This is a genomic window from Pseudomonas sp. W15Feb34, assembly GCF_023127765.1.
GTDB lineage: Bacteria > Pseudomonadota > Gammaproteobacteria > Pseudomonadales > Pseudomonadaceae > Aquipseudomonas > Aquipseudomonas synxantha_A.
This window is the reverse complement of the sequence record NZ_SPKN01000050.1, coordinates 38,581-63,174: the sequence shown is the minus strand read 5'-3', so window position 1 is coordinate 63,174 and position 24,594 is coordinate 38,581. Positions and strand designations below refer to the sequence as shown.

General features: G+C 58.3%; 25 protein-coding genes, 1 tRNA gene and 2 pseudogenes. 16 read left to right on the top strand and 12 right to left on the bottom strand.

The genetic code is table 11. The features are described 5' to 3' along the window. Positions 1-2: 2 nt before the first annotated feature. Positions 3-740 (bottom strand): helix-turn-helix transcriptional regulator, encoded by a 738-nt coding sequence (locus E4O97_RS26105; RefSeq protein ID WP_078820870.1) that lies wholly within the window; start codon positions 738-740, stop codon positions 3-5. 74 nt (positions 741-814) lie between these two features. Between E4O97_RS26105 and E4O97_RS26100 the strand changes: the two genes are divergently transcribed. The 7 genes from E4O97_RS26100 (at position 815) to E4O97_RS26070 (ending at position 8,975) form a co-directional block, all read left to right on the top strand. Beyond that, positions 815-1,975, top strand: coding sequence for a cytochrome P450 (locus E4O97_RS26100; protein WP_248162685.1), 1,161 nt, complete (start codon positions 815-817; stop codon positions 1,973-1,975). Further along, positions 1,972-2,316 carry an antibiotic biosynthesis monooxygenase gene (locus E4O97_RS26095; protein ID WP_032876723.1) on the top strand — a complete coding sequence of 115 codons (345 nt, stop codon included), beginning with the start codon at positions 1,972-1,974 and terminating at the stop codon, positions 2,314-2,316. Before E4O97_RS26100 ends, E4O97_RS26095 begins: the two co-directional genes overlap by 4 nt. Positions 2,317-2,824: 508 nt before the next feature. Beyond that, positions 2,825-2,995: a hypothetical protein gene (locus E4O97_RS26090; protein WP_216092241.1), complete on the top strand. Its 171-nt coding sequence runs from the start codon at positions 2,825-2,827 to the stop codon at positions 2,993-2,995. A 166-nt stretch (positions 2,996-3,161) separates the two neighbouring features. Beyond that, on the top strand, positions 3,162-3,878 hold the full coding sequence (locus E4O97_RS26085) for an MgtC/SapB family protein (RefSeq protein ID WP_005786976.1): 717 nt from the start codon (positions 3,162-3,164) through the stop codon (positions 3,876-3,878). A 290-nt stretch (positions 3,879-4,168) separates the two neighbouring features. After that, entirely contained in the window at positions 4,169-4,795 is a 627-nt protein-coding gene (locus tag E4O97_RS26080) for a response regulator transcription factor (protein WP_032876719.1), read from the top strand. A 49-nt stretch (positions 4,796-4,844) separates the two neighbouring features. Next, the gene (locus tag E4O97_RS26075) at positions 4,845-8,417 is read left to right on the top strand and encodes a transporter substrate-binding domain-containing protein (protein WP_248162683.1); all 3,573 of its coding nucleotides are present in this window, start codon (positions 4,845-4,847) and stop codon (positions 8,415-8,417) included. A 135-nt stretch (positions 8,418-8,552) separates the two neighbouring features. After that, positions 8,553-8,975, top strand: a complete 423-nt coding sequence (locus tag E4O97_RS26070; RefSeq protein WP_078820873.1) for a chemotaxis protein CheY — start codon at positions 8,553-8,555, stop codon at positions 8,973-8,975. A 40-nt stretch (positions 8,976-9,015) separates the two neighbouring features. Here E4O97_RS26070 and E4O97_RS26065 read toward each other — a convergent pair whose 3' ends face one another. Continuing rightward, on the bottom strand, positions 9,016-10,095 hold the full coding sequence (locus tag E4O97_RS26065) for a 3-deoxy-7-phosphoheptulonate synthase (RefSeq protein ID WP_248162681.1): 1,080 nt from the start codon (positions 10,093-10,095) through the stop codon (positions 9,016-9,018). 619 nt (positions 10,096-10,714) lie between these two features. Between E4O97_RS26065 and E4O97_RS26060 the strand changes: the two genes are divergently transcribed. Both E4O97_RS26060 and E4O97_RS26055 read left to right on the top strand, forming a co-directional pair. Then, the gene (locus tag E4O97_RS26060; protein ID WP_248162676.1) at positions 10,715-11,464 is read left to right on the top strand and encodes a carbon-nitrogen hydrolase family protein; all 750 of its coding nucleotides are present in this window, start codon (positions 10,715-10,717) and stop codon (positions 11,462-11,464) included. Then, the gene (locus tag E4O97_RS26055; RefSeq protein WP_078820876.1) at positions 11,465-11,896 is read left to right on the top strand and encodes a GNAT family N-acetyltransferase; all 432 of its coding nucleotides are present in this window, start codon (positions 11,465-11,467) and stop codon (positions 11,894-11,896) included. A 39-nt stretch (positions 11,897-11,935) separates the two neighbouring features. On the opposite strand, the pseudogene E4O97_RS26050 reads toward E4O97_RS26055, so the two are convergent. After that, positions 11,936-11,998: pseudogene (locus E4O97_RS26050) on the bottom strand (DNA-binding protein); the annotation flags it as partial. Positions 11,999-12,080: 82 nt separating this feature from the next. On the opposite strand from E4O97_RS26050, the pseudogene E4O97_RS26045 reads away from it, so the two are divergent. The 5 genes and pseudogenes from E4O97_RS26045 to E4O97_RS26025 all read left to right on the top strand — a co-directional run. Continuing rightward, positions 12,081-12,212 (top strand): annotated as a pseudogene (locus tag E4O97_RS26045) (transcriptional regulator); the annotation flags it as partial. Positions 12,213-12,372: 160 nt separating this feature from the next. Further along, positions 12,373-13,014, top strand: coding sequence for a UvrY/SirA/GacA family response regulator transcription factor (uvrY, locus tag E4O97_RS26040; RefSeq protein ID WP_005786991.1), 642 nt, complete (start codon positions 12,373-12,375; stop codon positions 13,012-13,014). Position 13,015: 1 nt separating this feature from the next. Then, positions 13,016-14,839, top strand: coding sequence for an excinuclease ABC subunit UvrC (gene uvrC / locus E4O97_RS26035; RefSeq protein WP_248162675.1), 1,824 nt, complete (start codon positions 13,016-13,018; stop codon positions 14,837-14,839). Between the two features lie 32 nt (positions 14,840-14,871). Then, the gene (gene pgsA, locus E4O97_RS26030; protein ID WP_044273195.1) at positions 14,872-15,432 is read left to right on the top strand and encodes a CDP-diacylglycerol--glycerol-3-phosphate 3-phosphatidyltransferase; all 561 of its coding nucleotides are present in this window, start codon (positions 14,872-14,874) and stop codon (positions 15,430-15,432) included. A gap of 60 nt (positions 15,433-15,492) precedes the next feature. After that, positions 15,493-15,568, top strand: a tRNA-Gly gene (locus tag E4O97_RS26025). A gap of 102 nt (positions 15,569-15,670) precedes the next feature. Here E4O97_RS26025 and E4O97_RS26020 read toward each other — a convergent pair. Genes E4O97_RS26020 through E4O97_RS26005 form a run of 4 tightly spaced genes read right to left on the bottom strand, consistent with a single transcriptional unit; the run spans position 15,671 to position 20,293 of the window. Then, positions 15,671-16,135 (bottom strand): response regulator, encoded by a 465-nt coding sequence (locus E4O97_RS26020; protein ID WP_248131938.1) that lies wholly within the window; start codon positions 16,133-16,135, stop codon positions 15,671-15,673. Beyond that, positions 16,132-18,459, bottom strand: a complete 2,328-nt coding sequence (locus E4O97_RS26015) for an ATP-binding protein (protein ID WP_078820945.1) — start codon at positions 18,457-18,459, stop codon at positions 16,132-16,134. The genes E4O97_RS26020 and E4O97_RS26015 overlap by 4 nt, the downstream gene beginning before the upstream one ends. Further along, on the bottom strand, positions 18,456-19,109 hold the full coding sequence (locus E4O97_RS26010) for a response regulator transcription factor (protein ID WP_078820944.1): 654 nt from the start codon (positions 19,107-19,109) through the stop codon (positions 18,456-18,458). Before E4O97_RS26010 ends, E4O97_RS26015 begins: the two co-directional genes overlap by 4 nt. Next, a complete protein-coding gene (locus tag E4O97_RS26005; protein WP_248162673.1) occupies positions 19,106-20,293 on the bottom strand; it encodes a sensor histidine kinase in 1,188 nt (395 codons plus the stop codon). Before E4O97_RS26005 ends, E4O97_RS26010 begins: the two co-directional genes overlap by 4 nt. 174 nt (positions 20,294-20,467) lie before the next feature. Here E4O97_RS26005 and E4O97_RS26000 point away from each other — a divergent pair, with 174 nt between their 5' ends. Continuing rightward, the gene (locus E4O97_RS26000) at positions 20,468-20,965 is read left to right on the top strand and encodes an SgcJ/EcaC family oxidoreductase (RefSeq protein ID WP_216091103.1); all 498 of its coding nucleotides are present in this window, start codon (positions 20,468-20,470) and stop codon (positions 20,963-20,965) included. Between the two features lie 69 nt (positions 20,966-21,034). Here E4O97_RS26000 and E4O97_RS25995 read toward each other — a convergent pair whose 3' ends face one another. From E4O97_RS25995 to E4O97_RS25985, 3 genes are all read right to left on the bottom strand, one after another. Next, positions 21,035-21,370 carry a 3'-5' exonuclease gene (locus E4O97_RS25995; protein WP_248131942.1) on the bottom strand — a complete coding sequence of 112 codons (336 nt, stop codon included), beginning with the start codon at positions 21,368-21,370 and terminating at the stop codon, positions 21,035-21,037. Beyond that, the gene (locus E4O97_RS25990; protein ID WP_248162671.1) at positions 21,367-22,221 is read right to left on the bottom strand and encodes a nuclease-related domain-containing protein; all 855 of its coding nucleotides are present in this window, start codon (positions 22,219-22,221) and stop codon (positions 21,367-21,369) included. Before E4O97_RS25990 ends, E4O97_RS25995 begins: the two co-directional genes overlap by 4 nt. A gap of 81 nt (positions 22,222-22,302) precedes the next feature. Continuing rightward, a complete protein-coding gene (locus tag E4O97_RS25985) occupies positions 22,303-22,542 on the bottom strand; it encodes a carbon storage regulator (RefSeq protein ID WP_290443064.1) in 240 nt (79 codons plus the stop codon). Between the two features lie 195 nt (positions 22,543-22,737). On the opposite strand from E4O97_RS25985, the gene E4O97_RS25980 reads away from it, so the two are divergent. Further along, the gene (locus E4O97_RS25980) at positions 22,738-23,184 is read left to right on the top strand and encodes an autotransporter outer membrane beta-barrel domain-containing protein (protein ID WP_248162669.1); all 447 of its coding nucleotides are present in this window, start codon (positions 22,738-22,740) and stop codon (positions 23,182-23,184) included. A gap of 194 nt (positions 23,185-23,378) precedes the next feature. Here the strand turns inward: E4O97_RS25980 and E4O97_RS25975 are convergent, their stop codons facing one another. Together E4O97_RS25975 and E4O97_RS25970 are read right to left on the bottom strand one after the other, a co-directional pair. Next, entirely contained in the window at positions 23,379-24,050 is a 672-nt protein-coding gene (locus tag E4O97_RS25975) for a hypothetical protein (RefSeq protein WP_216091106.1), read from the bottom strand. Next, positions 24,047-24,592, bottom strand: a complete 546-nt coding sequence (locus tag E4O97_RS25970; protein ID WP_248132772.1) for a hypothetical protein — start codon at positions 24,590-24,592, stop codon at positions 24,047-24,049. The genes E4O97_RS25975 and E4O97_RS25970 overlap by 4 nt, the downstream gene beginning before the upstream one ends. Between the last annotated feature and the right edge of the window lie 2 nt (positions 24,593-24,594).

Below are 24,594 nucleotides of genomic sequence, written 5' to 3'. Positions count from 1 at the left end.
CCTCATATGGAGGCGGCGCCTGATTTCTCCAGCTCCTTGCTTTCAACCGTGATCCCAAATCTGCCGTACAGCTCCTTTCGCCCCTTGGGCGTCAAGGCCAATGCTCGACTATCAAGGTCCTGGATCACCCATTTGCGGCTTATAACGGCTTGTAGAACAGCGGCCCCGAGTGCGCCGGCGAGGTGAGGGCGGCGCATGCTCCAATCCAGGCATGAGCAAGCGAAACGACGTCGCTGTGCCCTTACGGTTTCTATCTCGACACCGAGCCCTGTCATCGCTTTTTCGCCCTCCACGCTGAGCTGATACGTACCGTCACCAGCGACTGGCATGCTCAACCAGCCGGCGTCGATGAAATAGTCGTGCAGTTGTACAGCCAGGGATCCTGCCATGTGGTCATAACAGGTCCGCGCCAACTGCAATCGACCGGGGGCCGTCGAAACGAACTGGGTCTGCGCGTTTCGGCTGATCACCATGAGAGCTTCAATAGCTTGGGCCACGTGCGCGTCTGCCAGGCTGAAGTAGCGGTGCCTGCCCTGCGTGTGCAGTTTTATCAAACCGTCCTCTTTGAGCCTTGCCAAGTGCGCGCTCGCCGTGGATGCACTGACATCGGCGATGACTGCCAATTCGGTGCTGGTACGGGCGTGACCGTCCATCAGCGAACAAAGCATTTTCGTCCTCGCGGGCTCCGCAATGGCGCCTGCGACACGGGAAATAGCAGTGTCATTGCTTTGGGAATCCATATTTCGTTCCTGAGCGAATTGTGGGGGGGACGATTGCTCGATAGTAGCCGTTCTTTGTGAAAAGGACTGCCAAAATGACGCCGTTTGAAGCCGCTACTCATGTCGATCCCTACGTTTATTACTCATGCCTCAGGCAGCAAAGGGAACTGTTGTTCGATGCAGATCTTGGTGTATGGATTGCCAGTGGCGCCGGCGTTGTCGAGGCCATTCTGGAACATCCCGACTGCCTTGTACGTCCACTGCACGAGCCGATTCCAACTGCCCTTGCGCAAGGCGCCGCAGGCCATGTTTTCGGTCGTTTGATGCGCATGAACGAGGGGACGCAACATCAGTGCCCGCGCAGGGTTATCGAGCCCATCCTGGCCTCGATGGGCACGCAAAACATCGCAGGCCTCGTGGCGCAGGTCGTCGAGACATTTGATATCTCGGGCGATAACCCGAATGAGTGGATGTTCACGTTGCCGGTTTCGGTCATTGCATCCTTGATAGGTTTCACATCCAGCCAGCTAAAGGAAGTCGTGCCGCTGACACGGGATTTTGTTGCCTGTCTGTCGCCGTTAAGTGACGAGGCTCAACTCGGTAAAGCCCATTGCGCGGCGGCACGGCTGAGCCAAATGTTCCAAACGCTGCTGAGTAACGATGATAAAGGTAGTGGTGCGTTGGGCCGTCTTTATAGCGATTACGACGCTTCAGCCTGGGAAGACGATGATGCATTGATCGCGAATCTGATCGGGCTATTGTCACAGACCTGCGAAGCCACCGCCGGGCTGATCGGCAACACCCTTATAGCGCTCCAACGTAAGCCTGAGCTGTTTGAAGGCATGCAAGCCACACCGACGCTTGTCGCTGAGTGGGTGGCAGAGGTCGCGCGCCACGATTCACCGGTACAAAACACTCGGCGGTTTGTTGCCAGGCGATGCAAGATTGGCGACAGCGTTTTAGAGGCGGGCGATACCATTTTATTATTGCTCGCTGCTGCCAACCGAGACCCCTGCGCCAACCCAGACCCCGACAGCTTCTTGCTCAAGCGGGCGCGACGACGAACCTTCAGCTTCGGCTCAGGCAGACATCAATGTCCAGGCCAACCCTTGGCATTGGCTATTGCCTCAGAAGTGATTTCGGCATTCTTGCATCGACAGCCCAACGCTTCTGCCCGTGATTATCGCTGGCGTTATTTGCCTTCCCTGAATGGCCGTATCCCACAGTTCTGCCGTGATGAGGAGACTCAACAATGATCGCTGTTATTTTTGAAGCCTGGCCGCACGAGGAGCACTACCAGCGTTATCTCGACCTCGCTGCCGAACTCAAGCCCCTGCTGGCTCAAATCGATGGTTTCATTTCAGTTGAGCGTTTCCAGAGCCTGAGTGAACCTGGAAAACTGCTGTCGCTATCATTCTGGCGTGACGAGGAAGCAATCCAGCAGTGGCGCAGCCTTGAGCTACATCGAGCAGCTCAATCAGCAGGCCGTCGGCAGGTTTTTGCTGACTACCACCTGCGTATTGCTCAGGTAGTGCGCGATTACAGTCTCGAAGATCGTGTCCAAGCGCCGGCCGATAGCAGGCAAGCTCATGAATGAAAGCACAGCACCTGGCCCATAGCTGGGGCGTATCTGCGAATTCAGTGTGTCAGGCAGTGAATGCGTAGCTGACACACCTCTTCGGGAGCAAGCCCCCTCCCACATTTGCTGGCAGATGGGGTTGAGAAAGGCATTCCTGAACCCATCCTGAAGAATTTTCGTGTTCTCCATGTGGGCACCTTCCTACGGTTTACTCGGCCACCATCGGGGCGTAAGCTTCGCGCGTTTTCATTAATAGCGGAGACCCTCAGTGGGTACTTGTTCGAGTGACAGTCGTCGGCCGGTTTCGGTAACCGGCATCTACTTGGCAAGGTAACGCGCATTTTCCAGATGCCGTTGTCTCGCCTCACAAAGCGAGAAGCGGTATCCCGGCAGTGGCCCGTCCTGGCGCCTGCCTGAATCCCTCTCATCGACGCTGACCAGCACCGGGGTAACGCCTGGATGCTACGGACGCGCCTGCCTTTTACGGCCGGCGGGCCATTTTCTCCGCCTGGAGATGCTTGAGACTGTGACTGACGCCAGTGTCAGCCGCGAAGTACCGCCCAGCCTGGCGCACTACTTCACATTGCAGGCGCTGGCGTCGCTGTACTTCGTATTTTTGCCCGCGATTTTGCTGGCGTACATGGCGCTGATCCAAGCGGTGAAGGGCTACTACATCCGCAAGTTTGGCTGGCAGTAATACGTTTTATGCAACACCGCAAAAACTGTGGGAGCCGGGCTTGCCCGCGATGACGGTGTATCAGTCGCCTGATTCATTGGCTGACGCGCCGCTATCGCAGGCAAGCCAGCTCCCACAGGGACCTGCGGTGCTTCCAATTTGCCACTGCATTCATGGAGATTTTTTTATGCAGGCAATCAACAACATCAACCTCAACTCCCTGATCGATACCGTGGTCAGCCTCAGCGCGGCGTTTATTTTGGGTGGTTTGATCGGCTTCGAGCGCCAGTACCGCCAGCGCACCGCGGGCTTGCGTACCAATGTGCTGGTGGCGGTGGGCGCGGCGATTTTTGTCGACATGGCCAACCGCCTCGGTGGTGCGGAAGGCGCTGTGCGTGTAGTCGCTTACGTGGTGTCGGGCATCGGCTTCCTGGGGGCCGGTGTGATCATGCGTGAAGAAGGCAACGTGCGCGGCCTCAATACGGCGGCCACCCTGTGGGCTTCGGCGGCGGTGGGCGCCTGTGCCGGTGCCGACCTGATCCTTGAGGCATTGCTGGGCACGCTGTTTGTGCTGGCGGCCAATACCTTGCTGCGACCGATCGTCAACAACATCAACCGTCAGCCACTGGACGTGGTATCGGCAGAGGTCACCAACATCCTTTACGTGATTGCGCGGCGCAGCCAGCAACAGGCAGTGATGGTCCTGTTGGAAGCCGAGCTGGCGCGCTGTAACTACCCGGCCAGCGATGTCGACGTGCGACCATTCGGCAGTGAAGAAGTGGAAATCGAGGCCACTCTGGCCGCAACGTCGGTCGATGGCGATGAGCTGGATGCACTGGTGACGCGCATCTCCACGTCAACCCTGGTGGTACAGGCCTTCTGGAGCCCGAGTACCACCGACTGATCCCTCTGGGCACGCCAGGATTGGCTAAGCTTAGTTGTGGAAAAATCCTACATATAGTCAGGAATATCCCTTCAATTGAAACATCTTGGCGTTGGTAAGGTTGGGCACTTGCGGCTGTTGGGTCGTTGTGGTCCGGCGTCCGTGGTTATGCTGAGTTAATTGAAGGGGCCAGACATCGCCTGGTTATCGCCATGAGGGTATGCAGTGCCGCTCGTCGGAACTGTCATTTCTCACAGGTATCCAGTCCCGGTGTTATGTGTAAGGGTATTTTGTCCACATAGGGAAGTTTTATGAGCAAAGCATTAATTGTGGATGACCATCCATTTATCTGCGCGACGGTCAAACACCTTCTGAAATCGGAAGGGTTTACTGAAATCTACCAAGCAGGGGATGGGGCAGATGCAATGCAGTTGGCCAGGGAGCAACGTCCCGAGCTGATCATTCTCGACCTTGCGCTGCCGAAACTGGGTGGGTTGGAGGTTATCAGCCGGGTCAAGGCACTGGCCCTGCCGTGCAAGATTCTGGTGCTCACCTCTTACATGGCGGTGTTCTTTTCTACCCGCTGTATGCGTGCCGGAGCGATGGGGTTCGTGGCCAAGACCGGGGAGTTGGACGAGTTGATCAAAGCCATCAGGGCGATCAGGTCGGGCTACAGCTGCTTCCCCAGTTTGCCGACCAGTTCGGTACGCCGTGATGACCTGCAGGAAACGGAACGACAAATGATCGAGTCATTGTCGGACCGTGAATTGACCGTATTGCAGATGCTGGCCCTGGGGCTGGGCAATAAGGAAGTGGCCGCGAAAATGCTGCTGAGCCACAAGACCATCAGCACCTACAAGACTCGACTCAAGGAGAAGTTACGTATGTCCTCGGTGGTGCATTTGTCCAAGTTTGCCCAGCGCAACCATCTGATCTGAGCTGCAAATGATCACCACCGCGTTGACCAGGTTCGTCGCGATCCTTTGGATGAGCCTATTACCCCTGATCGCGGTGGCCTTTGAAGAGCCCCAGGCTTTGCAACTGTTGGGGCACTCCCACCTCGAAATCCCCAAAGTAGAGATGACCGAGGCTGATTGGCGCTGGCTACGCGAGCGGCGCACATTGGTCATGGGGATTTCTGCCCCCGATTACGTGCCTTTTGACCTGACCAATAACAACGACGAACTCGAAGGTATCACGGCCGACTTTGCCGCGCTGATTGGCCAGGCCCTGCATATCTCCATCGAGGTTCGGCGTTACGAAACCCGTGATGATGTGGTCCAGGCCCTGAAGCAGGGTGACGTGGATTTTCTCGGTTCCGCCAATGGCTATGAGGCTGCCGACAAGCAATTGCAGTTGTCTCGTTCCTACGCCAACGATCAACCGACCCTGGTGACTCGCAGCGGTGACAGCCAAGCGTTGAGTGACGACCTGGCAGGCAAGCGGGTGGCAATGCTGTATCACTATATGCAGCCCGACGCTGTCCGGGCATTTTACCCCCGTGCACAGTTGGAGCTTTTTGCCTCGACCTTCGAGGCCATTGGCGCCGTGGCGTTTGGTCGCGCCGATGTATACCTGGGCGATGCCATCAGCAGCAATTACCTGATCAATCGCAACCACCTGAACAATGTACGCATGGCTGATTTTTCCACCCTGGAGGTCAACCCGTTTGCGTTTGCCGTCACCCGGGACAATACGCGGCTGCTGCAGATCATCAATGCGGCGCTGGAGGCCATTCCCGCCAGTGAGCACATGGAAATCCTGCGCCGCTGGAGCGGTGGCAACCTGGGCATCGTGGGCATCGACCGGCTGCACTTGAGTGCCAATGAACAACGCTGGGTGCAGAAAAATCCACGGGTCAGAGTCGCGGTGCTAAACGACTTTCTGCCATTGTCTTTTATCGGTGACAAGGGGCAATTCGAAGGGTTGAGTGCGGAGGTGCTGTCGCGCATCAGCTTGCGCACCGGTTTGAAGTTCGATGTGGTCCCGGGCAGTTCGTTGCCGCGCCAGGTCAATATTGTCAGTGCGGGCACGGCGGATATGCTGGCGGTGGTTACCCCCAGTACGGAACGTGCCGACAAAGTGCGCTTTACCCGGCCCTACCTGACCAGCCCGTTTGTGCTGGTGACCCGCGACAGCCCTGATAGCCCGCTCACGCTGGAGGGTATGGTTGGTAAACGCCTGGCCATGGTGACCGGCAATGGCCTGCATGATGAGATAGCGCAAAACTTTCCAGGGGTTGCGTTTATCGACGTTGAAAACCCGCTGCAAGCCATGGCGCTGGTGGCCAATGGCGACGCCGAGGGCGCCGTGAACTCGCTGATCAGTGCGCGCTATCTGATCACCCGGCATTACCGAGACCGCTTGCGTATCACCAGTACGGTCGGCACTGAACCGGCGCGCGTGACCTTCGGGGTCAACCGCAGTCAGTTGGAGCTGTATTCGATCCTGGACAAGGCACTGCTGAGCATCACACCGCAGGAAATGGATGAATTGATTGGCCAATGGCGCAGCGAAGTCATCATCGAGGACAGCTACTGGCTGCGTTATCGCAACGTGATCATTCAGGGCTTCGGGTTGGCCGCACTGTTGTTGGTGGTCACGCTGGGTTGGATCATCTACTTGCGCAGCCTGATTCGTAAGCGCGTGCAGGCCGAGCGGGCGCTCAGCGATCAGATGCGGTTCATGAGCGTATTGATCGACGGCACCCCGCATCCGATTTATGTACGCGACCGCCAGGGTCGGTTGATGGCCTGTAACAATGCGTACCTCGATGTGTTTGGTTACAAGCTTGAAGACGTGATCGGCAAGACGGTGATGGAAACCGACGTCAACAATCCTCCACAGGCCCAGTCGTTTCATGAGGATTACCTGCGCTTGATGGCCGCCGGCGAGCCGCAGATTCATGACCGGATACTCAAGGTACCCAACGGCGACGTGCTGACCATTTACCAATGGATGCTGCCGTATCGCGACGGCGACGAGAAGGTGGTGGGCATGATTGCCGGTTGGGTGGATGTCAGCGAGCGTCATCGCTTGCTGGGCCAATTGCAGGAAGCCAAGGACGATGCCGACGCCGCTAACCGCGCCAAGACTACCTTCCTGGCGACCATGAGCCACGAAATCCGCACGCCAATGAACGCCGTGATCGGCATGATCGAGTTGGCCTTGAAAAATGCCGAACAGGGGCGGGCCGACCGTGATGCCTTGGAAGTGGCATCCGTGGCATCGCGCGGCATGCTGGAGTTGATTGGCGACATTCTCGATATCGCGCGGATCGAGTCCGGGCATTTGTCGCTGACCCTGGAGCCGGCCAATCTGCGTGAGCTGCTGGCATCGGTGGCGCGCGTGTTCGAGGGATTGGCGCGAGCCAAGGGGGTGGCGCTGCAAGTCCAGCTGGAGTCCTTGGTTGAGCGGACGGTGCTGGTCGACCCGCTACGCTTCAAACAGGTGGTGTCGAACCTGTTGAGCAATGCCATCAAGTTTACCGCCAGCGGCCAGGTAAGCCTCGGGGCGCGGGCGGTAGTCGAGGGCGACCGGTTGAATGTGCAGCTATGGGTGCAAGACACCGGCATTGGGATCAGCGTCAAAGATCAGCAGCGATTGTTCAGCCTGTTTATCCAGGGCAGCAATAACCAGCAGTCGGCCCGCAGCGGTTCTGGCCTGGGGTTGGTGATCAGCCGCAGCTTGTGCGAAATGATGGGCGGCCAGTTGCACTTGAGCAGCGTGTTGGGGCAGGGCACCCGGGTGGATGTGACACTGGCGCTGGCCCTGACGGACAGCTTGCCGACCCACGCCGCACACACTGCTGATGCCGTGCCAGATGGCCGCGCACTGCGCATCCTGGTGGTGGATGACTACCCGGCCAACCGCTTGCTGCTGGCGCGCCAGTTGACCTTCCTGGGCCACCAGATCACTACGGCCGAAGATGGCGTACAAGGGTTTGAGCAGTGGCGGACGGGACAATTCGACGGCGTGATCACCGATTGCAATATGCCGTTCAAGAATGGCTACCAGTTGGCGCGCGAGATTCGTGCGCAAGAACGTGAACGGGGTCAGGCACCTTGCTTGCTGTTGGGGTTCACCGCCAACGCCCAGCCGGAGGAAACCGAGCGCTGTCGGCAAGCCGGTATGGACGGCTGCCTGTTCAAACCCACCGGGCTGGACGACTTGCGCTCGGCATTGGCTTCGCGTTCCGCCGAGTTGGGCCCGCCACAAATGCAGGCGTTTGACTTGAGCACCCTGGTCGCATTGACGGGGGATGATCGCCCCGCGCTTATCGAGTTGCTGGTGCCGTTGCTCGACAGCCTGGAAACGGACCGTGCCTTGCTCTCACAGCTGTCAAGCCAGGCCGACTTTGCCAAGCTGCACGACCTGGCCCATCGCGCCAAGGGTGGCGCACGGATGGTAAAGGCGCAGGGGTTGGTCGCGTGTTGTGAAACATTGGAGGCGGTGTGTGAACAGCGGGACCGCCTGGCATTGGGCCCTGCGGTTGATGGCGTCAGTGAAGCGATTGGTATTTTGCAGCAAGGCTTGAACGCGTATTGCAATCGGCCTTGACCGCGGTTGATCACCATTCAGGCGATTTGGGAAAACTCTTACGTAAACGGGGAAAATGCCTGATTTTGTCGTCGGCATATGTCTGGAAAATGGGCGACGCTCACTGCCGAGCACTGCCTGCCCCAGGGGTTTGCCATGCCAAACAAAGCACTGACCATCCTGATTGCCGATGAACAGCATCTGCAACGCCTGTACATCGAGAAAATGCTCAACCAGTTGGGGTATTACCGGATCGTGCCGGTGCAAACGCTCGAAGAAGTCCAGATTCTGACCTCCATTCCAGCCGAACCCTTCGATGCGCTCATCATCAATGCCGGGTTGCTGGACCATGCCATTGGGCTCCAGCAGTCAGTGCACCACGTGTTGGTATACGAGCACATCGACCTGGGCGAGCCTGCCAGTTCATGGGCGACGGTGCGGGTGCGTCTGCCGGGCGTGCCGGACAACGTCAGCCTCGAACACTTCATGGACATCGTCGACCCATCCGAGGCTGCCCATGGCCTGCGGGTACTGCCGTGGCTACGGGAGTTGTCCCGGGCGCGGGTGGCCCGGGCCTAGCTTCGCTTCAACGCTGCTGCCGCATGTTGATCCACACCCGTCAGTTGGTTTTGTGAGAGGCGCGCAGGCGTTCGGCCGCACTGCGCAGCAACTGCTCGGTTCCGTCCCAACCCAGGCAACCATCGGTTACTGACACGCCGTATTGCATTGACGCGCTCAGCGGCTGACAGCCTTCGAACAAGTGGCTCTCAAGCATCATGCCGATCAGCGACGTATCACCCTGCAAGCGCTGCTCCACTACGTCATTGAACACTGCCGGTTGGCGCAGTGGGTCCTTGCCGCTGTTGGCGTGGCTGCAATCGACCATGATCCGCGCCGCCACTTTGGCCTTGGCCAGGTCATGTTTCACCTGGACCACGCTCTGTGCATCGTAGTTTGGCCCACGGTGACCGCCGCGCAGTACCAGGTGTGTGTCGGGGTTGCCTGGCGTCTGGATGATGGCGGGATGGCCTTGGCTGTCGACACCGAAATGGCGATGCGGGTGGGACGCTGAGCGCATTGCATCACAGGCAATCGCGACGCCGCCGTCGGTGCCGTTCTTGAACCCTACGGGCATGCCCAGGCCGCTGGCCATCTCGCGGTGGATCTGCGACTCGGTGGTGCGTGCGCCGATGGCGACCCAACTGAGCAGGTCATCGAAGTAGCCGGCAGCCATGGGTTGCAACAGCTCGGTGGCGACCGGCAGGCCCAGGCGCAGCATTTCACGCATCAGTTCGCGGGACAGGGTCAGGCCGGCGGCCATGTCATCGCTGCCGTCCAGGTGCGGGTCGTAGGCCAGGCCTTTCCAGCCGATGGTGGTACGCGGTTTTTCGACGTAGGCGCGGATCACCAGCAGCATCTGGTCGCTGACTTCAAGCGCGAGTTGCTTCAGGTTGCGTGCGTATTCCATGGCCGATTGCGGATCGTGGATCGAGCACGGGCCGACAATCACCAGTAAGCGCGAGTCTTCGCCATTGAGGATGGCACGCACGGCCTGGCGATGGGCGTGGATCTGTTCATGGAGGAACGGGCTGAGGGGCAGCTGGTGTTTCAGCTCAAGGGAGCTGGGCAGGCGCTGGGTCAGGGCTTCATTGGCGCTGTTGAGGGTGCAGACGGGCAAAGCGGCGACGGAGGAGTTCATATTCAAGGCTTCCTGGGCAAGCGGCGGGTTGTTCCCGCGCGCTTGGCCTACTGGGGTGTTCGACAATTGGCCGTACTGGCGAGGTGTGTTGGTTTGCCACCAATAGGTGACCGATCGGAGGCGGCAGGCTGTCCCGAACGGAGCTGGCTAAATCGCCATGCAGTGCAAGTGTCGAAGCGGTAATAAGTGGCGTAGTTCATGGCGTGATTCCTTTAAGTGTTCTTGAACAAACAAAATGGTTAGCGGCTGAAAAACAAAACCCCCGGTCGGGGAGCCGACCGGGGGTTTAGATTTCTCTGGTAGGCGACCCCTTGAGTAGTGGGCGCCGATTTCAGGTATCAGGCGCGCCAGTGGCTAAACCAATACCCAAAATAAAAGCCGGCCAGTGCGCTCGAACCGTTCACGCGGGTAGCCGACACCGAGCGCAAGGCGCTGGCAGCAGGGCAAACCTGAGTATGGGTGAGTTGCAACATGGTGGCTCTCCAAATGATGGGGGGAGCTTACTAGAGGCGCACGGGTGGATTCAATCAGTAATTTCTATTGCTTGAGGGTACTTACGGCTATGGGGTGAGTGTCGCTATGCTGGTGGCTCATAAACGATGATTGCCAGGACGCGACCATGACTGCCTTGACCCTTGCTGCGGCGCAAACCCTTTCCATTGCTGGCGACGTTGAAGCCAATATCGCACGGCACCGGGTGTTCATGCAGGCTGCGGCAGAGCAGGGTGTGCAATTGCTGGTGTTTCCGGAGCTGTCTTTGACCGGTTATGAACCTGCGCTGGCCGCTGACTTGGCCATCGCTCCCGATGCGCCAGTGTTGGCGCCCCTGCGCGAGATGGCGCGCGAGTTGCAGCTGACGGCAGTGGTGGGTATGCCGATCCGACTGGCCCCGCAAGCGGATGTTTTGATTGGCGCCCTGGTGCTGGGGGCCGACGGCTCACTGGCGGTGTACACCAAGCAGCATCTGCATCCAGGCGAAGACGTGGCGTTTGCGGCCGGGCAGGGTGGTGAGGCACTCGAATGGGGCAATGACCGTATTGCCCTGGCGGTTTGCGCCGACTTCTCCCACGCCAGTCATCCACGTCATGCGGCGCAAGCGGGTGCCAATGTGTACGCAGCAGGCGTACTGATCAGCGAAGGCGGCTACGCAAAAGACAGCGCGCTGCTGCAGGGCTATGCCGCGGAGCATCGTCTGCTGGTGCTGATGGCTAACCACGGTGGCCCCTCGGGTGGCTGGGCCTGTGCAGGTCGCAGTGCGATCTGGGCCGCGGATGGCCGTTTGCTTGCAGCGGTGCCCGGTGTCGGCGAAGCGCTGGTGATTGCCCGCCGCGACGACGAGCATTGGGTGGGCCAAGTGGTGGCCGTGTAAATGGCTTTTCACCTGCGTGCCGCCACAGAACAGGACCTGTCGTTTGCGCGAGCCCTGACCCACCAGGCGATGAACCGCTACTACGTGCAAAACCAGCTGATTTGGTCCAATGCCGGCTTCGACACGGCCTGGGCCGGTCGGGAAAACTGGCTGATTTGCCGAGATGACGACACGTTGGGGTTTATCAGCCTGAGCCGTGACGGTGGCGCTCTATACATCCGCGAGTTGCATTTGCTCCAGGCGTATCGCGGGCAGGGCGCAGGCACCTGGGTGCTGGAGCAAATAGCGCTGAAGGCGCAGGCGCTTGGGCTGTTGCGGTTGACCGTGTTCAAGACCAATCCGGCCAGAAGGCTCTATCAACGCATGGGGTTCAGCATTGTTGGCGAGGAGGATGGTTTCTGGCGGATGGAGCGTGTCTGTCGCGTACGCTAAACCCTGTACAAAATCCTAATAAGCGCATACTGATTCAGGAACCGACTTCCCTTGATGTTCCAGCCAGGCCTTGGCTTGTGCAGCGGTGCGGATTCCGGGCATGGTTCAAAACCGCTCAAGTTCGTTCAACGAAGAGATGAGTGTGTCACCTCTTGATGTGTGCAAAATGGGATCATGCATCCAAATGAGTGGAATCGGTTCGCGTTTAAGGCAAGAAAGAGAGCGACTCGGCCTGTCGCAGAAAGTTTTTGGTGAAATCGGAGGCGTTGAAGCCAACGCTCAAGGCAAATATGAAAACGGCGGGCGTGCGCCCCAGGATTCCTGACCTTTTGCCCAATAAATCCGGTCGTCCGCCAGCCGGTGGACGACTACCGAGCAGGCAAACTCCATATATATGACGCTTGCGGCTAGGTCTGCGCCCAGCTTTTTTGCTAAGGTGTTCAGCAATCTATAAGACCATATCGCGAGGTGTCTGCTTGATTAGGGTGCTAGTAGTCGATGATCATGATCTCGTTCGTACAGGCATTACACGAATGCTGGCTGACATCGACGGCCTGCAAGTAGTCGGCCAGGCTGAGTCAGGGGAGGAGTCTCTGATCAAGGCTCGGGAATTGAAACCCGATGTGGTGTTGATGGACGTCAAGATGCCCGGGATCGGCGGTCTTGGTGCCACGACCAAGCTGTTGCGCAGCCACCCGGACATCAAGGTCGTGGTGGTGACGGTGTGCGAGGAAGACCCGTTTCCGACGCGGCTCCTGCAGGCCGGTGCTGCGGGCTACCTGACCAAAGGCGCGGGCTTGGCGGAGATGGTGCAGGCCATTCGCCTGGTCTTTGCCGGCCAGCGTTACATCAGCCCGCAGATCGCCCAACAGTTGGCGATCAAATCCTTCCAGCCCACCAGCGATTCGCCGTTTGATACGCTGTCGGAGCGGGAAATCCAGATCGCCTTGATGATCGTCGGTTGCCAGAAAGTGCAGTCGATCTCCGACAAGCTGTGCCTGTCGCCCAAGACCGTCAATACCTACCGCTATCGCATCTTCGAGAAGCTCGCCATCAGCAGTGATGTTGAATTGACCCTGCTCGCGGTGCGCCACGGCATGGTGGACGCCAGCGCCTGACATGACTACGCCGTTTGATCCAAGTGCCTTTCTCTCGACCTGCAGTGGCCGCCCCGGCGTGTATCGCATGTTCGACAGCGAGGCACGCCTGCTGTATGTGGGCAAAGCCAAGAACCTCAAGAACCGGCTGGCGAGTTATTTTCGCAAGTCCGGCCTTGCGCCGAAAACCGCCGCCCTGGTGGCGCGTATCGCCCAGGTCGAAACCACCATCACCGCCAATGAAACCGAGGCGCTGCTGCTTGAGCAGACGCTGATCAAGGAATGGCGGCCGCCCTACAACATCCTGCTGCGTGACGATAAATCCTATCCTTACGTGTTTTTATCGGATGGCAACTTCCCGCGCCTGAGCATTCACCGTGGGGCGAAAAAGCAAAAGGGCAAGTATTTCGGGCCTTATCCCAGCGCAGGTGCGATCCGTGAAAGCCTGAGCCTGCTGCAAAAAACCTTTTTTGTACGCCAGTGCGAAGACAGCTTCTACAAGAACCGCACGCGGCCGTGCCTGCAATACCAGATCAAGCGCTGCAAGGCGCCCTGTGTGGGCCTGGTTGAGCCGGCAGAGTACGCCGAGGATGTGCGCCACTCGGTGATGTTCCTCGAAGGGCGCAGCAACGCGCTCACCGATGAGCTGTCCGGGGCCATGGAGCAGGCGGCCAGCACCCTGGATTTCGAAAAGGCTGCCGAGCTACGTGACCAGATCTCTCTGCTGCGTCGCGTCCAGGACCAGCAAAGCATGGAAGGCGGCACCGGTGACGTCGACGTGATCGCCGCGTTCGTCAATCCGGGCGGCGCCTGTGTGCACCTGATCAGCGTGCGTGGCGGGCGGGTGCTGGGCAGCAAGAACTTCTTCCCGCAGACCGGTATCGATGAAGACGTTGCCGAGGTGATGGCCGCATTCCTTGGTCAGTACTACGTGAGCAGCCCAGAGCGCGACCTGCCGTCGGAGCTGATCGTCAACGTGGTGCATGAAGACTTCCCAACCTTGATCGAAGCGATCCACGAGCTGCGCGGTCGCGAGTTGGACATCAGCCACCGCGTACGCGGCACCCGTGCCCGCTGGCAGCAACTGGCCGTGACCAACGCCGAACAGGCCCTGAGCGCGCGCCTGGCCAATCGACAGCACGTTGCCGCACGCTTCGACGCCCTGGCCGAAGTCCTCAACCTGGACGAGCCGCCCCAGCGCCTGGAGTGCTACGACATCAGCCACTCCAGCGGCGAGGCCACCGTGGCCTCCTGCGTGGTATTCGGGCCGGAAGGGCCGATCAAGGCCGACTACCGGCGCTACAACATCGAAGGCGTCACCGCAGGCGATGACTACGCCGCCATGCACCAGGCGCTCACGCGGCGTTTCAGCAAGTTGAAGGACGGGGAGGGCAAGTTGCCCGATATCCTGCTGGTAGACGGCGGCAAGGGCCAGTTGTCCATGGCCCGTGACGTGCTCAACGAACTGGCGGTGCCCGACCTGATCCTGCTCGGCGTCGCCAAGGGCACCACGCGCAAGGCTGGTTTTGAAACGTTGTACTTGAATGATGCCGCCCATGAGTTCACTTTGAAGGGCGACTCACCCGCACTGCACTTGATTCAACAAATCCGCGACGAAGCGCACCGTTTTGCCATTACCGGCCACCGCGCCCGCCGTGGCAAAACCCGGCGAACCTCAACCCTGGAAGGGGTTGCGGGGGTAGGCCCGACCCGCCGTCGCGACTTGCTTAAACATTTTGGTGGCTTGCAGGAGCTGTCCCGTGCCAGCATTGACGAGATAGCCAAAGCACCCGGTATCAGTAAAAAGCTCGCTGAGCTGATTTATGCAAACCTGCACAGCGAATAGAATGCCTTCTCACCTCGTAGCCAGTTGTGCCGATGAATATCCCTAATCTGATTACCGTTCTACGCGTCCTGCTTATCCCGATTTTCATTCTGTTGTTCTATTTGCCGTATGAATGGAGCTACGTCGCCTCCAGCTCGGTATTCGCCTTCGCAGCCGCCACCGACTGGCTCGACGGCTACCTGGCACGCCGCCTGGAGCAGAGCACGCCCTTCGGCGCGTTCCTCGATCCTGTGGCCGATAAACTCATGGTGGCCGTTGCCCTGGTCCTGCTGGTACAGGAACACGGCAACCTGTGGCTGACCCTGCCAGCCGCCGTGATCATCGGCCGCGAGATCGTCGTCTCGGCCTTGCGCGAGTGGATGGCCGAAATCGGCGCCCGCGCCCACGTCGCCGTCTCCAACATGGGCAAATGGAAAACCGCCGCGCAGATGCTCGCGCTGGTCATCCTGCTGGCCAACCCGTCGGACTTCACATTCTGGGTACTCACCGGCTACGCCTTGCTGCTCATCGCCGCCGGCCTGACCCTGTGGTCCATGCTGCAATACCTGCGCGCCGCCTGGCCTCATCTGCGAACCACGGTTGAAAAGAAATAAAACTTTTTTGAATCAAGGGGTTGACGGGTGCTGAGGATTCTATAGAATGCGCATCACCAAGCGGGAATAGCTCAGTTGGTAGAGCACGACCTTGCCAAGGTCGGGGTCGCGAGTTCGAGTCTCGTTTCCCGCTCCAAGCATTAAAGAAAAAGCCACTCTAACGAGTGGCTTTTTTTTGCCTGCGATTTGGGGAATAGACGCTTCGGCGCGTTCTTTGGGCGTTGCGTGATCGAGCTATTCAGTCTGATGACTTTGAACCGCGCCTTTGCAGCAAATTGATTTGATCCGCTGGCACCAAGGTGCGCAAGGTCTTGTAAAGCACGCGGGTTTCCAGCAGGTTCCAGACGCGCAACATGGTTTCCAGCGCATCCAGTGGTTTGCTGATGAAATCCTTGGCTCCCAGGGCCAGGGCGCGCAAGCGTGTGTCGCGGGTGGCGTCGGCGGTGAGCACCAGAATCGGCAAGTATTCGCTGCTTGGGATACGCCGGTTGAGTTGTTCCAGCACGGCGAAGCCGTCGAACTCGGGCATGTGCAGGTCGAGAATCACCAGGTCCGGCTCGAAGCTGTTGAACAGCTCCAGAGTCCGCAACGGTTGGGTGCTGCTCAGCACATTGGTCAGCCCTTCACGTACCAGCAATTGCTCCACTAGATCGAGGTTGGGGCGTTTGTCGTCGATGATCAGAATGCGCAGGTCGGGGTTCACACGGGCTCCGGAAAGTACTGGTCGAGGTGGGCAAGGAACGAAGGAATGTGAATCGGTTTGGTCAGCACGGCGGTCGCGCCCGCGTCACTCAAGGCCTGGCGGGTGAGGTCGGTGGCATCGGCGGTGATCATTAGCACCGGGGTGGTTCGGGTGATTGCGCACCGGCGCAAGCGCTGCAGAACGTTCAGCCCGTCGATGTCCGGCAGCGAGACATCCAGCAGGATAAGCTGTGGCGCATGTTGGGCAGCCAGGTCCAGCCCCAATTGACCTTGCATGCTCGAGAGCAGTTTTATCCCGGGTCGCCGTTGCAGCACGGTTTCGATGAGCGCCAGGCTGGAGAGGTTGTCTTCGATGCACAACACCTTGCCCTGAACTTCGGGGTCTGCAAGTGCAGGGGTCAGCGGTCGATTATCGAGCGCGGCAGCGGCTGCCCCGACGGGGTCCTGCAAGTGTACAAACGCCAGCTCCAGGGTAAATCGGGAACCGACGCCGGGTTGACTTTGCACGGTCAGGCTTCCGTTCATCATTTCCAGCAGGCTCTTGCTCAGTGCCAGACCAAGGCCGCTGCCTTCCACATTCGGGTCGGTCTCCAGGCGTTCAAACGGCTTGAACAGGCGAACCAGGCGATCAGCCGCAATGCCTTTGCCGGTATCGCTGATCGACACAGCGATTCGTTGCTGATCAATCTTGACCTCGATGCTGACCTGACCCTCAGGCCGGTTATATTTGATGGCGTTTGACAGCAGGTTCAGCAACACCTGAGTCAGGCGTTGTCGATCGGCGACGATCCCACTGTCAGCGGCCAGGATTGGCAGCGGTGCCAGCTGGATGCCGGCATCGGCGGCCATTGGCGAGACCAGCGTCAAGGCTTCTTGCAAGGCGATTTCCAAGGGCACGGATTCGATGTTCAGCGGCAGGCGTCCGGCTTCGATCTTGGCAATGTCCAGCACTTCATTGATCAGGATCAGCAGGTGCTGGCCGGCACGCAGTATGTGACCGATCTGCGCCTTTTGCCCAGGGGGCGCGTCCATGTCCAGCAGTTGCGCAAAGCCCAGGATCGAGTTGAGCGGGGTGCGCAGTTCGTGGCTCATGCGCGACAGGAATTCACTTTTAGCCAGGCTGGCGCGCTCGGCCTCTTCGCGGGCAGTGCGCAACGCAATCTCGGCCGCGCGGCGATCGGTAATGTCCCGGGTGATTTTAGAGAACCCACGCAACGTGCCGCTGCTGTCGTATTGCGCAGTGATTACCACGCTGGCCCAGAAGCGGCTGCCATTCTTGCGGCAACGCCAGGCTTCCTCCATGTAATGCCCGTCGCGAGTGGCCTCACGCAAGGCCATTGCGGGATGCTGGGGGCACTCTTGCGGCAGGTAAAACATTGAGAAGTGTTGGCCAATGATTTCCTGCTCGGTATAGCCCTTGATTCGCTCGGCGCCGGCGTTCCAACTGGTGACATAACCCTGGGTGTCGAGGGCGAAGATCCCGTAGTCCTTCACGCCGTCTATGATCAGCCGCAAGCGTTCTTCGTTGTCGCGCAACGCGCGTTCACGTTCAGCCAGCAGTAGGCCGGCTTCCACCAGACGAGTGCCCAACTGGCCAATCTCATCGTTCTCCGGCGGTTGTGGCTGCAAAGGTTGCCCCAGGGCCAGGCGTTGGGCATTGCCCTGGACCTGCTGCACCCTGGCTACGATCCCTTTGGACAAAAACAGTACCGCCACGATGGCACCAAATAGTCCGCAGAGGGCGGCCAGTAAGGTTGAGAACAACAGCCGCTGACGGGTCGCGTATGCCGCCGCAGTCCGCTCGGCCAGCAACGTGTCCTCAAGGGTGAGCATGGTGCCGATATGCTCGCGCAATTCATCGAGGATGTATTTGTTATTGACCAGGATGGTGGTGAGCGACTCCGGTTTAGCCTCTCGATCGCGAAGCATTTGCTCCAGCCCATCGATTTTGCTGTTGATCAGCGGTGCGATGGCGGTAAGTTGTGCACGCACCCGTTCATCACGCACATGGCTGTCGAGGCGGCGCAGGGCCGATTCGATCAGGGGCTTGGCTTTCAGATAGCCCGGCAGGAAATCTTCTCGATGTGTAAGCAGATAACCGCGCACGCTGGCGGCCGCTTCGGCGAGCAAGGTGTGCACAGTCTGGATATCGCCTTGCACCAGCAATACCCGGCGCACGTCTTCTTCGGCACGGGCAGTCTGGCGCTCGGTGATGTAGATCAACACCAGTGACAGCAACAGGATCACCAATGGCAGGGAAATCACCACCAGGGCCTTGCCCCGTAGCGGCAGGTCGGCCCAGCGTCCGGCATAAAACACCTTCATGGTGGGGTCACCAGGCCCAGAGCAATGCCACGCACCGCAGCCTGGGTTCGGTCAGCCGCCCCGAGTTTGCCGATGACCCGTTCGACGTGGGCTTTTGCCGTACCGGTGGTAATCCCCAGTTTCTCACCGATCAGGCGATTGCTCATGCCGTTGGCCACCAGCCCAAGTACCTGGCGTTCTCGTGCAGTGAGGTTTTCGGTGGGTGTACCGCCACTCGTATTACGTTCGGTCATGCGGCGTAGCAGGCGGGCGCTGACGGAACGATTGAGGGCTTCTTCACCGGCAGCGACGCGCTGCAGGGCGTCGATCACTTCGTCGCGGCTGGCGTCTTTGAGCAGGTAACCGACGGCGCCGGCACTCATGGCCGCCTCCAGATGGTCGGGGCTGTCGTCCATGGTGAAAATCACCACTTTCAGGGTCGGCAGGCGTTGCTGAAGCAGACGTGCAGCGCCCAGGCCGTTGAGCAACGGCATGCGGATGTCGAGGATCACTATATCCGGCAGCAACCGTTCGCACAGCTCGACGGCCTCCTGACCATCGCGGGCCTGACCGACCACTTCGAATTGCGGATGACCGGCCAGCAAGGCGACAAAACCGGTGCGCGTGACTTCATGATCATCAGCGAGCACGAGGCGTAGGAGGTGGGTCATTGGGGTGTTCCATCCAGGTTCACGGGCACGCCGACGTGCAGTTGGGTGCCGCCGTTGATTGCGCTGGTGCAGGTGAGGCGTCCACCCAACAGGCTGGCGCGTTCCTGCATGGTGGCCAGGCCCAGATGTCGAGTTTTGTCGGTATCGAGTTGGAGTTCGGGGGCAGCAAAGCCTTTGCCGTTATCTTTTACCCGCAGCCAGGCCTGACCGTCGTGCAGTTCCAACGCCAGTTGCACCTGTTTGGCGTGCGCATGTTTGAGGATATTGTTGATCGCTTCCTGGGCGATCCTGAACAAACCGATCTCCACCTGACTGGGAAAGCGCACCTCGCAACGCGTTAACCAATGCACGCTGATTCCGGCTTCGCGCAGCCGATCAGCTTCTTTATCGACCGCCTTGAGCAATCCGAAATCGTCGAGCACCGTCGGGCGCAGGCCGCTGATCAGTTGCCGGCCTTCAACCACGCAATGCTGGGCCAGTGCCAGAATTGCCTGCAAGTCTGCCCCGAGGGTGTCCGGCAGTGTCGGGCAGCGGCCGGCAAAACCTTGCAGCCGCTGGTGCAAGCCCGCGAGGGTTTGCGCCAGGCCGTCGTGCAGGTCATAAGCTACGTGCTTACGTTCGTCTTCTTGCGCACAAAACAATCGGCTGACCAGATCCGACAGAGTGCGATCCCGGGCTTTGAGCGTCGTCAGTAATCGGTCATTTTCAAGGTGCGCAGCCAGCAGGGTAGCGAGCAGTTGCATGGATTCGCTGTCTTCGTTGTCCGGCGCCCGCAGGCTCACGCTGTTGGCCAGCACCAGGGCGCCAAAGGCATTCCCGTCGCCACCGCGTAACGGCACCCGCAGCACATTGGGCAAGGATTCCCCCGGACGATCCTGCCAGTTCGGCGTGCGCATTGTACGGTCGGCGGCGATCTCCAGACTGTTCAGTCGATCACGGCAGCCATGCCGGGCGGTGGTGCTAACGCGTCCGTCAGCGTCCCACTCCAGCAGCATCCCGTGGTCCATCGCGAGGAAGGCGCAAGCCCGTGCCAATACTTGCTCGCGCATGGCGTCCGGGGCCAGCCGGGTCAACTCCTGCCCGGTATGTACCAACAGCCGCAGGCGCGCCGCGCGACTCTCCGATTGCCGATATTGGGTGCGGATGGCCAAGGCACTACCGGGGTCGTGTGGCAGGGTTTGCATGCTTGGGCTCCGGCGTTGGGGCAAGCGCCACGGGCGCAGGGAGGGTCATTAAACCTTGTTAACGGTACGGTGTGCCATCTGCCAAATGGCATAGCTAAATGATTCCGGTTGGCCGATGTCGGGTGGCTGGCGGGTTGGCAAAGTGTGCGCAACGACCACCACTGGAATATCGCAATGAAATTCAAAACCCCGACCATTGCCTTGCTTTTTGCCTTGAGCGCACCGTTTGTTCAAGCAGCGCAGACGTCTCCGTATGTCTACAACACTGTGGCCCAAGTGCCTGACGGCGTGAAGGACCGTGAGATTGCCGGTTTGTTTGACCGTTGGAACAGCATGTTGCAGACCGGTAACGCTCAATCGGTGGTCGACCTGTACGCGCCGGACGCGGTGCTGCAGCCAACCATGTCCAATCAGCTGCGCACCACGTCGGCTCAGATCAAGGACTACTTCGATCACTTCATAGCGCTCAAGCCTGTAGGCCAAATCAACTACCGCGACATCAGCCTGCTGGGCAGCAACGTGGCCGTGGACAGCGGCGTCTACACCTTCACCCTGACCGAGGCGACCGGCAAGACGCGTCAGGTGCAGGCGCGCTATACCTTTGTCTATGAACAGGTGGACGGCCATTGGAAGATTCTCAATCACCATTCTTCGGCGATGCCTGAAGCCTAGGAGCAATGAGACGTCCGCGCGACGTGACCTCCAATGATTGACCTCACTGCTGCTCAGTTCGAGGTCTTTTTATAGTTCAATGTTCTGCGCATCGTTCCCCGCCAAATGCTCGCTGACCGCCCCGATCGCCTCCTGGGCCCGCCGGGTAAAGCTGGAGTGATCACGGTGCATCATCACCAAACGATCAATGGCCCTGGTCATGGCCACGTATAGCACGCGTGTTTCATCTTCGTCATCTGCGCCGTTGATGGGCATGTCGTGCAGATAGGGGAGGATAACCAAGCCGAACTCCAGGCCCTTGCTGGAATGCATGCTGACGATTTTGACTGTATCTGCATCATTGTAGAGTTTGCTGCGGTCTTGGGTGAGGCGCGTGGAGACAAACGGAATGCCAGCGTCCTTCAAGATTTTTTCAATGTGCTCGGCTTGAGCCCAATGTCGTTAAATAACGGCCATATCGTCCAGGATGCGCCCCTTGCGTTGTCATGGATCACGCGATGGCCTTCGCCGATGGACCGCGCCAACTGCTCCTGTTGTAAGTCCATCACCTTGATCAAGCTCGGCACCGGCTCTTCGTGAGCGTTGAACAGACCAAACTGACCCGGTGAGAGGTTTACTCGTACCTCCGGAAACAAGTGGTAGCGCACGCGGTCGATTTGCTCATCTGTGAGGTGGCAGGCGAACACCTGAGCAAACATCCTGATCAGGCGCGCCTCAAAGCCCTCGCTTTCTACCGCCTCAGTCATTTCATCTCGGCAGATGACTCGCTGTTCAGCCAGCACATTGGCAAGCCCGGCGCTCTCGAACTGCTTACGGGTGATCTCTGTCAGGACCACGCCCCAGCTGTAGGGCATCAGTAAGTTACGCTCGCGGATAGAACCTGTCGGCTGTTGCAATGCAGGATCATTTTGCAGCAACTTCACGGCCTCAAGGGTGTTGATCCGAGCCTGCGCTAACGGGTTGGCCTCGGTTTTCAATTGACCTTCGACATGGATCCTGGCGTGCTCAGCGGTCATGCTTTCGATGGTTTCAACTTTCCAGTCCTTTACCTCCAGCACCAAAAATCCTCGTTGCGGATGCATCAGCACGAAGTCTGGCCGCAAGCCTTTAGGGCCCACAGGTGCATTGAACCAGCACAGCCAATCGTCCGACAGTTTCTTTTCCAGGCGTTCAGCCAGACGGCGCTCGCCCGCAGTATCAAACCGACAGATGTTGCGGGAGGGAAAATGTAGAGCCATGTCGTATGCCTCGATCATTTGCGTACTCGATATGATTCAGAGCGACGCAAAATAATAAGTTCGCAGCGTGACTGCGCTTATCAATCGCGGGACGGTCTGTCATGACCGATTTTTTGGCAATGGTGATTCAGGTGCGGATGGCGAGTCTGGCTTTTTGTCTTTGTCCTCGGCATCTATAGCCCTTTCATGCAGTTCGGATCGAGCGATCGAGATGTGCTTGGGTGCCTGGATGCCTAAAGAGACATGACTGCCTATAACGTCAATCACCTTGATCTGAATTTCGTCGTCGATACGTAAGCGTTCGCCGGTCCTCCTAGTGATAAGTAGCAATGGCAGCACCTTTCAAATTGGGGTGAATGTTCGGGCCATTAATTCCATGCATTGTCCGAAATTCATGTAGGAAATTTCCTGCGCTGCGATTGATTGGGTATCTCAGTGAAACCGCCCGGACGGAGCGCTGCCGAAGTGCGGAATGGCATTGGCGCCGTTTGTTCTGCCAATAGAACTCGACAAGTTTCAGCAAGGTTCTCGCCAGTGGTTTTTCACTTCAACACAGTGACGCTGGAACCCTTTATCGGGCTCAACTACGTCCACGTTGAAACCAAAGCATTTTCAGAGAAGGAAAACCTCTTCGCCCTCAGTGGCAAAAAAAGCCGCATGGACGTGACCTCGGCCCGACTCGGTGCACGCGTGAGCGCTGTTCATCCTCTGGCCAATGGCATGGCCGTGCGTCTGAACGGTAGCGCCGGGCTGCAACACGCATTCACGGAGAAAACCACGCACACTCGTTTGAAGTTGCAGTCCCAAGGAGACTTCGTGAATATTTCCGGCTTGCCCGTGCAGCAGGACACGGCTCAGTTGGCGTTCAGCGCTACGTTGGATTTGACGCCGGCCTTTTCCGTGGGGCTGAGGTACACAGGCGAAATAGGTAAGCGCTTTCACGACGAGAGCACCTCTGCCATAGCTTCATGGACGTTCTAGGAACAATCAGGCCACAGGGCACTGCGGTTAGCTGATGGCCGCAGGAGTTATGAAATGATTGGCTGCGGCCCGGACTCAAGTAGGCCGCCACCACACCCGGCCGCCAATAAACGATAGTTCAAGTTATTTCCGCTCGCAGGCTTAGGGCCGATTCGATCCCCTACATGCTAACTGCGGCAGTATCATCAGCTTTATCAACGGCCAGATTTGCACGGAGGATGGCCAGGAACCTCAACTAAATGGCCGGTCACTTTGTGAGGAACGCCAGGATAAATATTAAAACCGGGCTCCGATTTTCCATCGACGTGCAAGCTATTTATTGAATGGCGCACCGTCCCGCTTGCAATCAGTTCAGCTCCGTCTGAGACACAGACTACCTTCAGGGTGTCAGTTTCAGTGGTTGGTAACTGGCGAACGAGCGCACTGAAGCTAAGGTTAATGATTACACCTTTGAATTTTTCTGGCCCGTTCTCTTCCCGAGGTCGTATGACTGGTTTGATGTCCAACCGATATACTGTTTCTGCTTCAACTGCTCTGACAGGTTTGAGTACGATTTTTTTACTCTGCCCTGGGGCCAACGTAACCTGGAAGGGGAATGCGTAGAGTGCAGGTTGCGCTATGTCAGCAACCGCCTCAAGTGTTTCTTCCTCTATGCGCACGCCAGGGTTCTTTAGCAGACGTAAGGAAATGGACACGTATTCAGCGCGGTCCCCACTATTAATAATATGGACACTCAAAGGAACATTGCGTATCTGAACTTCCTTGGGGAAAATATCGATTGTGGCATCAGCGCGTTGGGAGGCAAATGAACCGGCCACGCAAAGAACCAGCGCCGGAATAAAACGCGAGTGTGGTAAGCGATTCACGGAACTTTGACCACGGGTTCGAAGGTCAGGGAGAGCACTCCTGTATATACTCCGATAGTGCCTGTGAGCGCGCCTTCGGGCGGGTAGGCTGAAACAGACAAATTATAGTAGCCGAGAGAGTCTTCTCCCTGTCCAGTCGAAGCAGGGTTATGAAACACTGTGCTTTGCTCAATCATCAACCGCTTGTTGACTCCACCTTCGTTACCCAATGTTACGGTAGGATTTCGAAAAGCGAGCATTGGGTTTTTTGTATGCTGAATGCGCACGGGGTCATCTAGACGAACCTGGAATTCGCCACTGCTGGACAACACGCGTATGCGTGCCTCGACTTGATATGGAGCATCCCTGTCCCCCATTTGTTGTAGCTCCAGGCCTTGGTCGAACCAGGAGCCTTTATCATCTGTAACAATTAATAAGTCAGGATGAGTGACGCTAGCACTAATCCAGGTCCTTGTATTGCCCTTTAGTACCACCTCAGCAAATGTATGGCTGGACGCTAGGGTAGTTAACAATGTGATGCTGGCGATAAATTTTTTTTTCATGG

Bases quoted from the DNA above. Each gene is read 5' to 3' on its own strand.
- E4O97_RS26105 (WP_078820870.1), bottom strand. From the start codon at position 740: ATGGATTCCCAAAGCAATGACACTGCTATTTCCCGTGTCGCAGGCGCC.
- E4O97_RS26100 (WP_248162685.1), top strand. From the start codon at position 815: ATGACGCCGTTTGAAGCCGCTACTCATGTCGATCCCTACGTTTATTAC.
- E4O97_RS26095 (WP_032876723.1), top strand. From the start codon at position 1,972: ATGATCGCTGTTATTTTTGAAGCCTGGCCGCACGAGGAGCACTACCAG.
- E4O97_RS26085 (WP_005786976.1), top strand. From the start codon at position 3,162: ATGCAGGCAATCAACAACATCAACCTCAACTCCCTGATCGATACCGTG.
- E4O97_RS26080 (WP_032876719.1), top strand. From the start codon at position 4,169: ATGAGCAAAGCATTAATTGTGGATGACCATCCATTTATCTGCGCGACG.
- E4O97_RS26075 (WP_248162683.1), top strand. From the start codon at position 4,845: ATGAGCCTATTACCCCTGATCGCGGTGGCCTTTGAAGAGCCCCAGGCT.
- E4O97_RS26070 (WP_078820873.1), top strand. From the start codon at position 8,553: ATGCCAAACAAAGCACTGACCATCCTGATTGCCGATGAACAGCATCTG.
- E4O97_RS26065 (WP_248162681.1), bottom strand. From the start codon at position 10,095: ATGAACTCCTCCGTCGCCGCTTTGCCCGTCTGCACCCTCAACAGCGCC.
- E4O97_RS26060 (WP_248162676.1), top strand. From the start codon at position 10,715: ATGACTGCCTTGACCCTTGCTGCGGCGCAAACCCTTTCCATTGCTGGC.
- E4O97_RS26055 (WP_078820876.1), top strand. From the start codon at position 11,465: ATGGCTTTTCACCTGCGTGCCGCCACAGAACAGGACCTGTCGTTTGCG.
- uvrC (WP_248162675.1), top strand. From the start codon at position 13,016: ATGACTACGCCGTTTGATCCAAGTGCCTTTCTCTCGACCTGCAGTGGC.
- pgsA (WP_044273195.1), top strand. From the start codon at position 14,872: ATGAATATCCCTAATCTGATTACCGTTCTACGCGTCCTGCTTATCCCG.
- E4O97_RS26015 (WP_078820945.1), bottom strand. From the start codon at position 18,459: ATGAAGGTGTTTTATGCCGGACGCTGGGCCGACCTGCCGCTACGGGGC.
- E4O97_RS26010 (WP_078820944.1), bottom strand. From the start codon at position 19,109: ATGACCCACCTCCTACGCCTCGTGCTCGCTGATGATCATGAAGTCACG.
- E4O97_RS26005 (WP_248162673.1), bottom strand. From the start codon at position 20,293: ATGCAAACCCTGCCACACGACCCCGGTAGTGCCTTGGCCATCCGCACC.
- E4O97_RS26000 (WP_216091103.1), top strand. From the start codon at position 20,468: ATGAAATTCAAAACCCCGACCATTGCCTTGCTTTTTGCCTTGAGCGCA.
- E4O97_RS25990 (WP_248162671.1), bottom strand. From the start codon at position 22,221: ATGATCGAGGCATACGACATGGCTCTACATTTTCCCTCCCGCAACATC.
- E4O97_RS25970 (WP_248132772.1), bottom strand. From the start codon at position 24,592: ATGAAAAAAAAATTTATCGCCAGCATCACATTGTTAACTACCCTAGCG.